This is a genomic window from Bacillus cereus (genome assembly GCF_002564555.1).
Classification (GTDB): domain Bacteria; phylum Bacillota; class Bacilli; order Bacillales; family Bacillaceae_G; genus Bacillus_A; species Bacillus_A cereus_K.
In genome coordinates, this window is the sequence record NZ_NUVD01000012.1 from 71,740 (window position 1) to 84,765 (window position 13,026).

The following is a 13,026-nucleotide window of genomic DNA, read 5'->3' on the forward strand; positions in this document are numbered from 1 at the left end:
ATACATATAAGATAATTATATAGGGTAATTTGGCGAATTCCTCTGACAAATATCTCGTTTTTTTGTGAAATGAATATGATATGATGCGGACAACGATAAGAGGTGAGGTGTGAGTGTATGGACAAGCAATCACGAACGATCTCAGTGAAAGTGAATGGAACAGAAGCAAAGTATGAGGAAAAGAAGAAAGATGAATTTGACTGGATGGTAGTAGAAAGTGAGAGACCGAAAAACGTCGTTCCGTTTCAAAAAGCGAAATCAGTATCTATGGAAAAATACCGAAAGAAGTGGGGGAATACATTCATTGCAATCGTTGCAACTGCGATTGTTATTGGCACGGCGTTGGGAATGGGAATGCTTTATGTGACTGGAGAAGGGACGACGGGGGGAAGTGAGGTAACGGCTTCGAAGCAGACTCCGAATGAAGAATCAAAGGTGGGTGGAACGGCAGAACAAACACCAGCACCGAAAGAGGAAAAACAAAAAGCGCAAGTAGGAACGTCATTAGATCCGATGAAATTCTTTTTTGTTCAAGGGGGGATTTATTCTTCAGAAGAAAAGGGACAGGCAGCTCTTGAAGAATGGAAAGGTAATGGGGGCATTGCAGCTTTGAAACCGAGCGGTGATAAGTATGCATTAGTTGTTGGTATTGCGAGCGATGAACAGGCTGTCAATCAATTAATGACGCAGTATAAAAACAATGGTGTTTCCGTTTTGAAAAAGAACTGGGATATAACTGACAAAGCATTACTTAAAGATGATAAAGAAATGGGAGCGTTTTTAACAAAAGTGCAGCCATTATATACTCATTTAACAAAATATGCTTCTAGCGTACAAGCTAGTGGAAAAAGTAATGAAAAAGATATAGGAGCGATTGAAAAAGAATGGAAAGCAATTGAAAAGGAAGGGAAAAGTATGAAGCAGGAAGAAGCGAAGAAACTGTATATGTATACGTCAGTAGCTGTACAAACAGTGAAAGAAGGGGAAGGTGATAAGGTATCTTTAGCGAAATTAAATCAAGTTATTATTGATGGTATACTTTCGTATGAAAAAATTGTTTCACAAAAAATGAAATGATAGGATAATAAAATGGCGAAGGAAGAAGTATAGGAGCTTCTTTCTTTTCTTTTGAATTTAGAGAAAAGTGCTTTCTCTATGGCTGGAATATAATCGTATTCAATAAAGAAATATTATTTTGTTTAGGAAAAATAATATTCCTTTCATTTGTGGACAAACTATTCCTTTGATACGATCGATGTAAATTGTTCTGCGTCATGTGAGGAAGGAAGGAGAAAATATGAGAAAAATTATTTTAGCTTCAGGATCACCTCGGAGGAAGGAATTGCTTGAATTAGCTGGTGTGCCATTTGAAATCGTTGTAAGTGAAGTAGAAGAAACGATTGGTGCGTATTCATCGCCTGCTGATATTGTTATGTCCCTTGCCCTGCAAAAAGCATCTGCGGTGGCAGAAAATAATAGTGATCACATTGTGTTAGGTGCAGATACAATTGTTACGTATGAGTCGCGTATTCTTGGAAAGCCTTCGAATGAGGCTGAAGCGAAAGAAATGTTGCAATTATTATCAGGGAAAACACATGAAGTGTATACTGGTGTTGCGATTATAGCAAAAGAAAAAACGGTCACTTTTTATGAGCGTACAGAAGTTACGTTTTGGGAATTAACAGAAGCGGAAATTGATGTATACGTTGCATCGAAGGAACCTCTTGATAAAGCGGGAAGTTATGGGATTCAAGGTAAAGGTTCTATTTTTGTTCAACATATTCAAGGGGATTACTACAGTGTAGTCGGCTTACCAATTGCGCGTCTTGTTCGGGAATTAAAACAATTTGATATTGACGTAACCCATGCGTAAAAGTGCATGGGGTTTTCTTTGAGAGAACAAATAAAGGGGTGGGGAGATGAACGGTATTCGTGATGTTGTCAAAGAAGAACAGCCACGGGAGCGTTTATTATTAAAAGGAGCTGAAAGCTTGTCAAATCGGGAGCTTCTTGCAGTGCTACTTAGAACAGGTTCTAAAGAAGAGACGGTTTTAAAGTTGTCAGATAAAATCTTGCATCACTTTGATGGCTTACGTATGTTGAAAGATGCAACGTTAGAAGAGCTAGTCAGTATACATGGCGTTGGGATTGCAAAGGCATCTCAGCTTATGGCAGCCTTTGAACTAGGTAGAAGAATGGTGCGTTTAGAATATCAAAATAGATATAGCATTCGAAGTCCAGAAGATTGCGCGAGATACATGATGGAAGAAATGCGCTTCCTGCAGCAAGAGCATTTTGTTTGTTTATATCTGAACACAAAGAATCAAGTTATACATAGGCAAACGATTTTTATTGGGAGTTTAAACACATCGATTGTACACCCAAGGGAAGTTTTTAAAGAAGCGTTCCGCCGTGCAGCAGCCTCTATTATATGTCTTCATAACCATCCCTCAGGAGACCCAACGCCGAGCCGAGAAGATATAGAAGTAACAAAACGTTTAGTAGAATGCGGCCGAATTATCGGTATTGAAGTGTTGGATCATATTATCATAGGTGACCATAAATTCGTGAGTTTAAAGGAAAAAGGTCATATTTAAGACTATGCTTTTTACTTATTTTGTTTTATAATGTGATTTATGAGTTTTTTGTAGAAAAATATCTACAAAAAGGATATAGATATAAAAAAACGTACTGTTTTTATCATATAAAGTAAGAAAAATGAGTCCGTGAAAACAAGAAAGGAAGATAAAAAATATGTTTGGATTTGGTGGCTTTACTCGCGATCTTGGAATAGATTTAGGAACTGCGAACACGCTTGTATATGTAAAAGGAAAAGGTGTAGTTTTACGTGAACCTTCAGTAGTAGCGTTACAAACTGACACGAAACAAATCGTTGCTGTAGGTAGCGACGCAAAACAAATGATTGGTCGTACACCAGGAAACGTTGTGGCACTTCGTCCGATGAAAGACGGTGTAATAGCTGATTATGAAACAACAGCAACAATGATGAAATATTACATTCAACAAGCTCAAAAATCAAATGGCTTCTTCTCGCGTAAACCATACGTAATGGTATGTGTACCATCTGGTATTACGGCTGTAGAAAGACGTGCAGTAATTGATGCGACTCGTCAAGCTGGTGCTCGTGATGCATATCCGATCGAAGAACCATTTGCAGCAGCAATTGGTGCAAACTTACCTGTTTGGGAACCAACTGGTAGTATGGTTGTTGATATCGGTGGTGGTACAACAGAAGTTGCAATCATCTCATTAGGTGGTATTGTAACAAGTCAATCAGTTCGTGTTGCTGGTGATGATATGGACGATTCAATCATTCAGTACATTAAGAAAAGCTATAACTTAATGATTGGTGAAAGAACAGCAGAAGCATTAAAATTAGAAATCGGTTCTGCAGGCGAGCCAGAAGGCATTGAGCCTATGGAAATACGTGGTCGTGATTTAGTAAGTGGTTTACCAAAAACAGTACTAATTCAACCAGAAGAAATCGCAGATGCATTAAAAGATACAGTAGATGCAATTGTAGAATCAGTTAAAAATACGTTAGAAAAAACGCCACCTGAATTAGCGGCAGATATTATGGACCGCGGTATTGTATTAACAGGCGGTGGTGCACTATTACGTAACTTAGATAAAGTGATTAGTGAAGAAACAAATATGCCAGTGCTTGTTGCAGAAAATCCATTAGATTGTGTAGCAATTGGAACGGGTAAAGCATTAGACAATATCGATCTTTTCAAAACTGCTGCTCGATAATATTGCAAAATAAAAATCAGTGAAATTAAGAGGGTGTGAACGTGCCACAGTTTTTCTTAAACAAAAGATTAATTGTTTTGTTAGTTAGTATTATTCTTCTCGTGGCATTGATTGGAATCTCATTGAAAGAACGGAACAGTTTAACATGGCCAGAGCAGTTTATAAAAGATACTGTCGGTGTTGTAGAACGTGTATTCCAAAAGCCAGCGAATTATGTTGCCGGATTCTTCGAAAACGTAGAAGATGTAAAGCGCACGTATGAAGAGAATAAAGAATTAAAAGCAAAATTAGATAACTATGCAAAGTTATCAGGTGAAGTAAAGCAATTAGAAGATGATAAAAAGAAATTACAAGAGTTAACTGGTAAAACACAGTTAATGAGCGATTATACTGAAATTCCAGCCACTGTTGTTTCTCGTAATCCAGACAAATGGTACGATTTAATTGGAATAGATAAAGGGGCACAGCAAGGAATTAAAAAAGATATGGCTGTTATGACTTCACAAGGTTTAATTGGACGAGTGAAAAGCGTATCTCAGTTTACATCATCAGTAGAGTTGTTAAGTTCTATGAGCCGAACAAATCGTGTTTCTGCTGTTGTACAAGGGCAAGAGAAAATCTTTGGTTTGATTGAAGGATACGATAAAGAAAAACAATTACTTCTTTTCACAAAGATTGCTTCTGATGCACCGGTAGAAAAAGATCAATTAGTTGTAACATCAGGACTTGGTGATATTTTCCCGAAAGGGCTTGTTATCGGAAAAATCGTTGATGTTCAGCCAGATTCATACGGTTTAACAAAAACAGCTTATGTAAAACCTGCCGCTGATTTAAATGACGTAGAGCATATTATGGTTGCTAAACGTGAAATGCCTTCAGCGCCATTAGAATAGGAGGAGAAGAAGAGATGATGAAGATTTTAAAAAGAGCAGCTCTTCCTCTTTTGCTCCTTTTTGTTTTTCTATTTGAAAATATGTTTTCTACTGTTGTTCCAACTGATGTTTTTTGGAAAGACAGTATAGCAGCGCCGCATTTCTTTATCATTGTGTTATGTTTTATTGCAGTGTACTATAGTCCGGTCCAAGGGATCTATTACGGACTATTATTTGGTTTCTTGTTTGATACCGTATACACAGAACTTGTTGGTATATATATATTTGCTTATCCGATTTTAGCTTATTTAGTTTATAGTACAATGAAGGTACTACAATCGAATTTATTTATTGTGGTTTCTATCGTATTAGCTAGTATTGTAGCATTAGAGTATTATGTGTATGGATTTTTAACTTTGTTAGGACGTACTCATATGTCGGCGTATGTCTTTTTCACAGATCGTCTCCTTTCTACTTTATTGTTGAATGGAATTTTCATATTGATAGTTTGTTTCCCACTGAGACGATATTTAGTGCGTCTTTCAAGAGCGATGGAAGAAAAAGAAAAAAGGATTTTCTAATTTTATGTCGAATTGAATCGGTGGGGTGAACTTTAGTGGAAGAAAAAAAGCAACAAAATGTAACGATAAAAGGGACAAAAGATGGAATAACACTTCATTTAGATGATTGCTGTTCATTCTCTGAATTACTGAAAGAATTGGACGAAAAGCTTTCTACACATTACTATGATGGTGATGGGCGCTCTTTAATTGAAGTGCATGTGAAAGTTGGAAATCGTTATTTAACAGAGGTCCATCAGGAAGAGCTTCGTACGTTAATTCGTAATAAAAAGAATCTTGTTGTGGATTCAATTGAAAGTGATGTTATAACTAAAGCGGAAGCAATAGCTTGGAAAGAAGAAACTGAAATTGTCCCTATTTCCAAAATCGTTCGCTCTGGACAAGTTTTACATGTAAAAGGAAATTTATTGTTAATTGGAGATGTTAATCCAGGCGGAACGGTTATCGCTGGGGGGAATATTTTTGTCGTAGGATCATTAAGAGGAATTGCGCATGCCGGGTATTATGGGGATTCAGATGCTGTAATCGCTGCATCTGTTATGAACCCGATGCAACTTCGAATTAGTGATGTGACAATGCGGGCTCCGGAAGAGAAAGAAGACGGAGCGGTGACGGCAGAATGTGCGTATATTAATGAGAACAATCACATTGTTGTCGATCGCCTGCAACTTCTCACTCATCTTAGACCTAATTTAACAAAGTTAGAAAGGGGAATTGTATAGCTGTGGGAGAGGCAATAGTAATTACATCTGGAAAAGGCGGAGTAGGTAAAACTACAACGTCTGCAAACATTGGTACAGCCCTTGCGTTATCTGGAAAGAAAGTGTGCTTAATTGACACAGATATCGGTCTTCGAAACTTAGACGTAGTAATGGGGCTGGAAAATCGTATTGTATTTGATCTTGTTGATGTCGTTGAAGGGCGTTGCCGTTTACCTCAGGCTCTTATTAAAGATAAGCGCTTTGATGATCTTTATTTATTACCTGCAGCACAAACGAGTGATAAATCAGCGGTAACACCTGAACAAATGGATGAATTAATACAAGTATTACGTCAAGATTATGATTACATATTAATCGATTGTCCTGCGGGGATTGAGCAGGGATTCAAAAATGCAGTAGCTGGTGCGGATAAAGCAATCGTTGTTACGACTCCAGAAGTATCCTCAATGCGCGATGCGGATCGTATTATCGGTCTTCTAGAAAAAGAGGATATTGAACCACCGAAACTTGTTATTAACCGTGTACGTAGCCATATGCTTCATGAACAGGATATGTTAGATGTTGATGAAATCGTACGTACACTGTCAATCGAGCTTCTTGGTGTTGTTGAAGATGATGATGAAGTTATTCGAGCTACAAATACAGGTGAGCCTGTAGCGTTGCAACCGAGCGGAAAAGCAGCGTTAGCTTATCGTAATATTGCAAGACGCTTGTTAGGTGAGAATGTACCACTGCAAGCATTTGAACAAGAAAAAGTATCGGTATTTACAAAGATGAAAAACTTCTTTGGAATCCGTTAAAAGCACTTCGCGCATATGCGAAGTGCTTTCTTTTTTCTTCACATGAATATCTTTCTTTCCTAGCTCATACATATGTACAAACTGTATACAACTGTTTCTACTTAAATTAGCTTAACGAAAGAAAGGAGACAGTATGAAGAATAGACGTGTAGAAGAAATTAAGAAGCAGATTGCGAAAAGGAAGGCAGAACAAGAAAGGATGGAGGAAGAGCAATATTTTGCTGGAGGGAATTTTGATAGCGAAACGGTATTTGTTGAAGAGGGCGAGAAGGAAATTCACCCGTTGTTCCGAAAAGAAATATTTTTCTTCAAAGTGCTATTATCAGCAATATTAGTGCTTTCTGTTGCTATTTTATATAAGAATGCTCCTTCTACTTTCGATGGGGCTAAAGCTGTTACAGAGAGAGTGATGAAAGAGGAATTTCAGTTTGCTACTGTAGCGAAATGGTATGAAAAACAGTTTGGAAAACCTCTCGTCTTTTATTCCCCTAACGAGAAAAAGGAAGAGGCGATTCAACAAAAAGATTATGCAATTCCTGCTTCAGGAAAGGTAATGCAAGGGTTTCAAAAAAATGGCCAAGGTGTATTTGTCCAAACCGCCACAAATGCCACGGTTGAGTCAGTGAATGAGGGATTGGTAGTTTTTGTAGGTAAGAAAAAGGAACTTGGAAATACAATCCAAATTCAGCATGCAGATGGCACTGAGTCATGGTATGCAAATTTAAATGACATGTCAGTAAAGTTATATAGTTATGTTTCAAAGAAACAAAAAATTGGTACGGTGAATAATGATGAAAATAATAAAAATGGCAAGTTTTATTTCGCAATAAAAAAGAATGAAAAATTTATTGACCCGATTCAGGTGATTTCATTTGATTAAATATAGGGATGTTTTAACAAAGATTTCAGTGCATCCGTTGTTTTGGGTTATTATTGTCATTGGTATTTTTACGGCGCGTTTTAAAGAGTTACTATTGTTATTTTGTATTGTTCTCATTCATGAACTTGGGCACGCTTTTGCAGCGGCATATTATAATTGGCGTATTAAAAGAATTCAGTTGTTACCGTTTGGTGGTGTGGCTGAGCTTGAGGAACATGGAAATAAGTCGTTGAAAGAGGAACTTGTTGTCGTAATTGCAGGGCCTATTCAACATGTTTGGATGATGATGGTTGGTTATGCACTGTTTGAAGCTGGTTGGCTCGATGCGGAGTTGTATTATTTCTTTATGTGGAACAATATAGTGATTTTATCATTTAATTTATTACCTATTTGGCCACTTGATGGCGGAAAAGTACTGTTTAATGTACTATCATATCGTTTTCCTTATTTGCAAGCACATGAAAAGATGATGAAATTGTCATGTGTTTTTTTTGGTGTAATATTAGGATGGCAATTACTTTGGAACAGCAACAATATTATGATGTGGATACTACTCACATTTTTAGCCGTATCATTATATCAAGAGTGGAAGCAAAGACGGTATGCATTTATGCGTTTCTTACTAGAACGTTATTATGGGAATAAAAGAGGAATTGAAAAGATTGCACCTATTGAGGTGCAAACAGAAGACCGTTTATATACGATTTTCACAAAATTTCGTAGAGGATATAAGCACTCTATTATCGTCCGTGGAAAATATAAAGAGCATTATACATTGGATGAAAATGAATTGCTCTATGCATATTTTACTGAAAAACGAACAACTTCATCTGTTGAAGAATTAATCGGTTAGTGTTGACGATAGCACTAACCTTTTATTATTGTAAAAGCAAAGAAGATTATAAAGTGAGGAAAGAGATTTGAAAACCTTATATATGAACTACGCTGGATCGGAAAAGCGCGTTGCAATTGAAGAGAAGAACAAAATTGTTGAGTTTTTATGGAAACGAAATGAAGAGCAAGAGATTGTCGGGCATATTTATGTTGGACGTATTGTAAGAACAATTGCAGGAATGAACGCAGCATTTGTAAACATCGGTTTAGAAAAACATGCGTACCTTTCATACGATGATGTGCCATCTTCTTATCGTATACATGAAGGGCAAGCGGTACTCGTACAAGTTGTGAAAGAGGCAATTGATACGAAGGGGCCGAAATTAACAGCGAATATAGAATTTACCGGGAAATATGTCGTTTATATGCCATATGATGAAATGCGTGCTGTTTCTAGGAAAATAAAAAATAATAAAAGAAGGAAAGAGTTACTCGAAATTGAGGTAGAAGGAACAGGGGGATATATTTTCCGCTCCGCTTCTGAAAAAGGAGAAATTGAAGAAATACAAGCTGAAATGCAAGGGCTGCAGCAGTTATATGAAGAGTTAAAAAGAAAAGAGGACCAAGGAAAGGCGCCGTTACTACTTCATCGACCAGCGACCTTTTTAGATCGTATATTTCAAGAGAACCCAATTGAAACGATTGAAAAAGTAGTTGTAGATACAAGGAGTATAGTAAAAGAACTAGAAGACAAAGTTGGGGAAGAAAAAGTATCTTTTTATAATGAAAAATCTTCGATGTTTAACCATTTTGGAATAGAGCGTGAAATCGAGAAAGCACTTCAAAAAATTGTTTGGCTCCCAAATGGTGCGTATTTAATTGTGGAACAAATGGAGACGATGACTGTAATTGATGTGAATACGGGCAAGTTTACTGGAAAACAAAATTTACAAGATACGGTCCTTCGTACAAATGAGATGGCGGCTGAAGAGATTGCTCGCCAATTAAGGCTTCGTGATATTGGCGGAATGATATTAATTGACTTTATTAATATGAAAAGACGAGAAGATAAAGAAAAGGTAAGGGAGCGTCTCATAACTGCTATGCAAGATGATCGCACATATACAAGAGTGCTTGGGTTTACGGAGTTAGGGATTTTGGAGATGACGCGTAAACGTAAAAAACATTCTTTGCGTGACGTAGTACTCGAAGAGTGTGTACCTTGCAAAGCGACGGGCTATGTTATGTCGTATGAAACAATTGCGTATGAGTTAGAGAGAGAACTAATCACATATGGCAATATAGAAGATGAGGCAGTATTAATTGCAGCGTCTACAGAACTGCAAAAACAATTTTTGCAAAAAGAATTACAGAAAAATATTCCATTTGAAATTTATTTCAAAGATGATATTATCGAAAAGTATGCTATTATCCGTTTTGGAAGTAAGAGAGAAATTGTAGAACGTAAAAAATAGTTAGCAGAACATTTATTGACAATAGTCTATGATTCATGATAACATCTTTATGTTATAGTTTATAGCACCTAAACGGCTATATGCTACAACCGCACAAGACAGGTTCCCTAAAGACATTTATGTCTACCTCGTTTTTGGCGAGTCTTAGTAATTAAGAGGAGGTGCAAGTATGTACGCAATTATCGAAACAGGTGGAAAACAAATTAAAGTTGAAGCTGGTCAAGCAATCTACATTGAAAAATTAGATGTTGAAGCTGGTGAAACTGTTACTTTTGACAAAGTTCTTTTCGTTGGTGGCGAAAACGTTAAAGTTGGTAGCCCAGTTGTAGAAGGTGCAACAGTTACTGCGAAAGTTGAAAAACAAGGTCGCGCTAAGAAAATCATCGTTTTCAAATACAAAGCGAAAAAGAACAATCGTAAGAAACAAGGTCATCGTCAACCTTACACTAAGCTAGTTGTTGAAGCTATCAACGCTTAATTCTGGTTAACATGATTAAAATTACGATAAGTCGCACGAAATTAGGAAGTATCCAATCATTTAAAATGACTGGACATGCCAATTATGCGCCACATGGACAAGACCTTGTCTGTGCTGGAACTACAGCGGTTGTGTTTGGTTCTATAAATGCAGTGGAAGAACTTTGTAATGTGCAGGCAACTATTGAACTCGGAAGTGATGGCGGATTCTTGACGTATGAATTGCCTAATGATTTAGACGTTCATACAGCAGAAAAAGCACAAATACTTTTAGAAGGATTGGTTGTTTCGCTTAAGACGATCGAACTTGATTACGGAAAGTATATCCGTTTAATAGAAAAAGTGCAGGAGGTGTAACGTATGTTAAGATTAGATCTTCAGTTTTTCGCATCTAAGAAAGGTGTAGGTAGTACAAAGAACGGTCGTGACTCTCAGTCAAAACGTCTTGGTGCTAAACGCGCAGATGGTCAAACGGTTTCAGGTGGTTCAATTCTTTACCGTCAACGCGGTACAAAAATTTATCCAGGTGTTAACGTTGGTCGTGGTGGCGATGACACTTTATACGCGAAAGTTGACGGCGTAGTACGCTTCGAGCGTCTTGGCCGTGACCGCAAACAAGTGAGCGTATATCCTGTTGCTCAAGAAGCATAAGAACTCACGGAAAACTCTAACCTGAGTGCAGGTTAGAGTTTTTCTATATTAAGGGGTATCTAAATGAATGAAAAATGGACAATTATAGATGCGTTGCGTCATTCAAGACATGATTGGCTCAATCGTATGCAGATGGTTAAAGGAAACCTTTCCCTTGGAAAAGTGGAAGAGATTCACAAGCTCATCGATCGTTTTGTCCAAGAAGCGAGACAAGAATCCAATCTGATGGGGCTATCCATGCCTTTATTTTCAGAGTGGATTTTAACATATAATTGGAAACAGCAGCCGTGCTTATTGGAGTACGAAGTATTAGGGAAATTACATAACTTATCTCACTTAGATGAGACTGTATGTACATGGACGAATCAATTTTTCTCAATGCTTCAGCATAGTTTAGACGTATATGTTGAAAATTATGTTTGTATCACAATTGAATGTGACGCGGAGAATGCTCGTTTCTTTTTTGATTTTCGTGGTAAGCTAACGAGTGTAGAAGAACTACAGAATTGGCTTGCGAACCAAAACAATAAATGGTATTCCATTTCTTATACAGTACGAGACAAAGAAGTCTCAGTTATATTACAACCAATCGAAAAAAGTGTGGTGAAATAATGTTTGTAGATCAGGTCAAGATATATGTAAAAGGCGGCGACGGTGGTAACGGAATGGTTGCGTATCGTCGTGAGAAGTATGTACCTAAAGGTGGCCCAGCAGGTGGCGACGGTGGTAAAGGTGCAGATGTTGTTTTTGTTGTTGAAGAAGGCTTACGTACATTAATGGACTTCCGCTACCAACGTCATTTCAAAGCTGATCGCGGTCAGCACGGAATGAGTAAAGGGCAGCACGGTCGTAAATCTGAAGATTTAATCGTTAAGGTTCCACCAGGAACAATAGTAAAAGATGAAAAAACAGGTCAAATCCTTGCCGATTTAGTAACGCATGAACAAACAGCTGTAATCGCAAGAGGTGGCCGTGGTGGCCGTGGTAACTCACGTTTTGCAACAGCAACGAACCCAGCGCCAGAAATCGCTGAGAACGGGGAACCAGGTCAAGAGCGTGATGTCATTCTAGAACTTAAAGTACTAGCAGACGTTGGACTTGTTGGATTCCCAAGTGTAGGTAAATCTACATTATTATCTGTTGTATCATCAGCGCGTCCGAAAATTGCAGAGTATCACTTTACAACAATCGTTCCAAATCTTGGCGTTGTTGAAACTGGTGATAACCGCAGCTTCGTTATGGCTGACCTTCCTGGACTAATTGAAGGCGCACATGCTGGCGTTGGACTTGGACACCAATTCTTACGTCATATCGAGCGTACACGTGTAATCGTGCATGTTATCGATATGTCTGGTTTAGAAGGCCGTGAGCCATATGAAGATTATGTTACAATCAATAATGAATTAAAAGAATACAATATGCGTTTAACAGAGCGTCCACAAGTTGTTGTGGCAAACAAAATGGATATGCCAGATGCAGAAGAAAACTTACAAGCATTTAAAGAGAAAGTGGGAGACGAAGTAAAAATCTTCCCAATCTCAGCTGTAACGAAACAAGGTGTTCGTGATTTACTATTTGAAGTAGCGAACTTATTAGAAACAACACCAGAATTCCCAATGTACGATGTTGTCGAAGAGTCTGAAGCAAGTGTAATGTATAAATTTGATGCTGAAAGTCTTAAATTTGAAATTACACGTGAAAGTGACGGCACGTTTGTTATTTCTGGTTATGATATCGAGAAGACATTCAAAATGACAGACTTCTCACGTGATGAATCTATACGTCGTTTCGCTCGCCAAATGCGCGGAATGGGTATTGATGAAGCGCTTCGTGCACGTGGTGCAAAAGACGGAGATATTGTAAAAATTCTTGAATATGAATTTGAATTTATCGATTAAGACTGCCAAAATATGGCGGTCTTTTTTTTATTCCGTAAAAGTCAGATTGGTATAGGAAAAAA

The 13,026-nt window shown here is 37.7% G+C and carries 16 protein-coding genes and 1 other annotated feature; all 16 genes read left to right on the forward strand.

Translation table 11 applies throughout. The annotated features are described in order from the left end of the window. Window positions 1–117: 117 nt before the first annotated feature. A complete protein-coding gene (locus tag COI75_RS05800; protein WP_000360983.1) occupies window positions 118–1,077 on the forward strand; it encodes a hypothetical protein in 960 nt (319 codons plus the stop codon). Window positions 1,078–1,297: 220 nt separating this feature from the next. Further along, window positions 1,298–1,873: a Maf family protein gene (locus tag COI75_RS05810; RefSeq protein ID WP_001226280.1), complete on the forward strand. Its 576-nt coding sequence runs from the start codon at window positions 1,298–1,300 to the stop codon at window positions 1,871–1,873. 46 nt (window positions 1,874–1,919) lie between these two features. Next, window positions 1,920–2,597 (forward strand): DNA repair protein RadC, encoded by a 678-nt coding sequence (gene radC, locus COI75_RS05815; protein WP_001013388.1) that lies wholly within the window; start codon window positions 1,920–1,922, stop codon window positions 2,595–2,597. A gap of 157 nt (window positions 2,598–2,754) precedes the next feature. After that, window positions 2,755–3,774 (forward strand): cell shape-determining protein MreB, encoded by a 1,020-nt coding sequence (gene mreB, locus COI75_RS05820; protein ID WP_000466738.1) that lies wholly within the window; start codon window positions 2,755–2,757, stop codon window positions 3,772–3,774. A gap of 41 nt (window positions 3,775–3,815) precedes the next feature. Further along, complete coding sequence (mreC, locus tag COI75_RS05825) at window positions 3,816–4,667, forward strand: rod shape-determining protein MreC (RefSeq protein WP_001135470.1); 852 nt, start codon at window positions 3,816–3,818, stop codon at window positions 4,665–4,667. Between the two features lie 14 nt (window positions 4,668–4,681). Then, a complete protein-coding gene (gene mreD, locus COI75_RS05830) occupies window positions 4,682–5,227 on the forward strand; it encodes a rod shape-determining protein MreD (protein WP_000975768.1) in 546 nt (181 codons plus the stop codon). A gap of 35 nt (window positions 5,228–5,262) precedes the next feature. Continuing rightward, window positions 5,263–5,949 carry a septum site-determining protein MinC gene (gene minC / locus COI75_RS05835; protein ID WP_000391515.1) on the forward strand — a complete coding sequence of 229 codons (687 nt, stop codon included), beginning with the start codon at window positions 5,263–5,265 and terminating at the stop codon, window positions 5,947–5,949. A 2-nt stretch (window positions 5,950–5,951) separates the two neighbouring features. Beyond that, a complete protein-coding gene (minD, locus tag COI75_RS05840) occupies window positions 5,952–6,749 on the forward strand; it encodes a septum site-determining protein MinD (protein WP_000503310.1) in 798 nt (265 codons plus the stop codon). Between the two features lie 133 nt (window positions 6,750–6,882). Further along, window positions 6,883–7,629, forward strand: a complete 747-nt coding sequence (locus COI75_RS05845; RefSeq protein WP_000797457.1) for a M23 family metallopeptidase — start codon at window positions 6,883–6,885, stop codon at window positions 7,627–7,629. Then, a complete protein-coding gene (gene spoIVFB, locus COI75_RS05850; RefSeq protein ID WP_000599061.1) occupies window positions 7,622–8,482 on the forward strand; it encodes a stage IV sporulation intramembrane metalloprotease SpoIVFB in 861 nt (286 codons plus the stop codon). Before COI75_RS05845 ends, spoIVFB begins: the two co-directional genes overlap by 8 nt. Before the next feature lie 67 nt (window positions 8,483–8,549). Beyond that, window positions 8,550–9,938: an Rne/Rng family ribonuclease gene (locus tag COI75_RS05855; protein WP_002095259.1), complete on the forward strand. Its 1,389-nt coding sequence runs from the start codon at window positions 8,550–8,552 to the stop codon at window positions 9,936–9,938. Between the two features lie 77 nt (window positions 9,939–10,015). Then, window positions 10,016–10,093, forward strand: a sequence feature (ribosomal protein L21 leader region). Window positions 10,094–10,107: 14 nt separating this feature from the next. Beyond that, entirely contained in the window at window positions 10,108–10,416 is a 309-nt protein-coding gene (rplU, locus tag COI75_RS05860) for a 50S ribosomal protein L21 (RefSeq protein ID WP_000270907.1), read from the forward strand. An 11-nt stretch (window positions 10,417–10,427) separates the two neighbouring features. Further along, window positions 10,428–10,772 (forward strand): ribosomal-processing cysteine protease Prp, encoded by a 345-nt coding sequence (locus COI75_RS05865; RefSeq protein WP_002008596.1) that lies wholly within the window; start codon window positions 10,428–10,430, stop codon window positions 10,770–10,772. Window positions 10,773–10,775: 3 nt separating this feature from the next. Beyond that, on the forward strand, window positions 10,776–11,066 hold the full coding sequence (rpmA, locus tag COI75_RS05870) for a 50S ribosomal protein L27 (RefSeq protein ID WP_000944957.1): 291 nt from the start codon (window positions 10,776–10,778) through the stop codon (window positions 11,064–11,066). 63 nt (window positions 11,067–11,129) lie between these two features. Next, complete coding sequence (locus COI75_RS05875) at window positions 11,130–11,678, forward strand: sporulation initiation phosphotransferase B (protein WP_001003570.1); 549 nt, start codon at window positions 11,130–11,132, stop codon at window positions 11,676–11,678. Then, window positions 11,678–12,964, forward strand: a complete 1,287-nt coding sequence (obgE, locus tag COI75_RS05880) for a GTPase ObgE (RefSeq protein ID WP_000497121.1) — start codon at window positions 11,678–11,680, stop codon at window positions 12,962–12,964. Before COI75_RS05875 ends, obgE begins: the two co-directional genes overlap by 1 nt. The last annotated feature ends 62 nt before the right edge of the window (window positions 12,965–13,026 follow it).

Bases quoted from the DNA above. Each gene is read 5' to 3' on its own strand.
- COI75_RS05800 (WP_000360983.1), top strand. From the start codon at position 118: ATGGACAAGCAATCACGAACGATCTCAGTGAAAGTGAATGGAACAGAA.
- COI75_RS05810 (WP_001226280.1), top strand. From the start codon at position 1,298: ATGAGAAAAATTATTTTAGCTTCAGGATCACCTCGGAGGAAGGAATTG.
- radC (WP_001013388.1), top strand. From the start codon at position 1,920: ATGAACGGTATTCGTGATGTTGTCAAAGAAGAACAGCCACGGGAGCGT.
- mreB (WP_000466738.1), top strand. From the start codon at position 2,755: ATGTTTGGATTTGGTGGCTTTACTCGCGATCTTGGAATAGATTTAGGA.
- mreD (WP_000975768.1), top strand. From the start codon at position 4,682: ATGATGAAGATTTTAAAAAGAGCAGCTCTTCCTCTTTTGCTCCTTTTT.
- COI75_RS05845 (WP_000797457.1), top strand. From the start codon at position 6,883: ATGAAGAATAGACGTGTAGAAGAAATTAAGAAGCAGATTGCGAAAAGG.
- rplU (WP_000270907.1), top strand. From the start codon at position 10,108: ATGTACGCAATTATCGAAACAGGTGGAAAACAAATTAAAGTTGAAGCT.
- COI75_RS05865 (WP_002008596.1), top strand. From the start codon at position 10,428: ATGATTAAAATTACGATAAGTCGCACGAAATTAGGAAGTATCCAATCA.
- rpmA (WP_000944957.1), top strand. From the start codon at position 10,776: ATGTTAAGATTAGATCTTCAGTTTTTCGCATCTAAGAAAGGTGTAGGT.
- COI75_RS05875 (WP_001003570.1), top strand. From the start codon at position 11,130: ATGAATGAAAAATGGACAATTATAGATGCGTTGCGTCATTCAAGACAT.
- obgE (WP_000497121.1), top strand. From the start codon at position 11,678: ATGTTTGTAGATCAGGTCAAGATATATGTAAAAGGCGGCGACGGTGGT.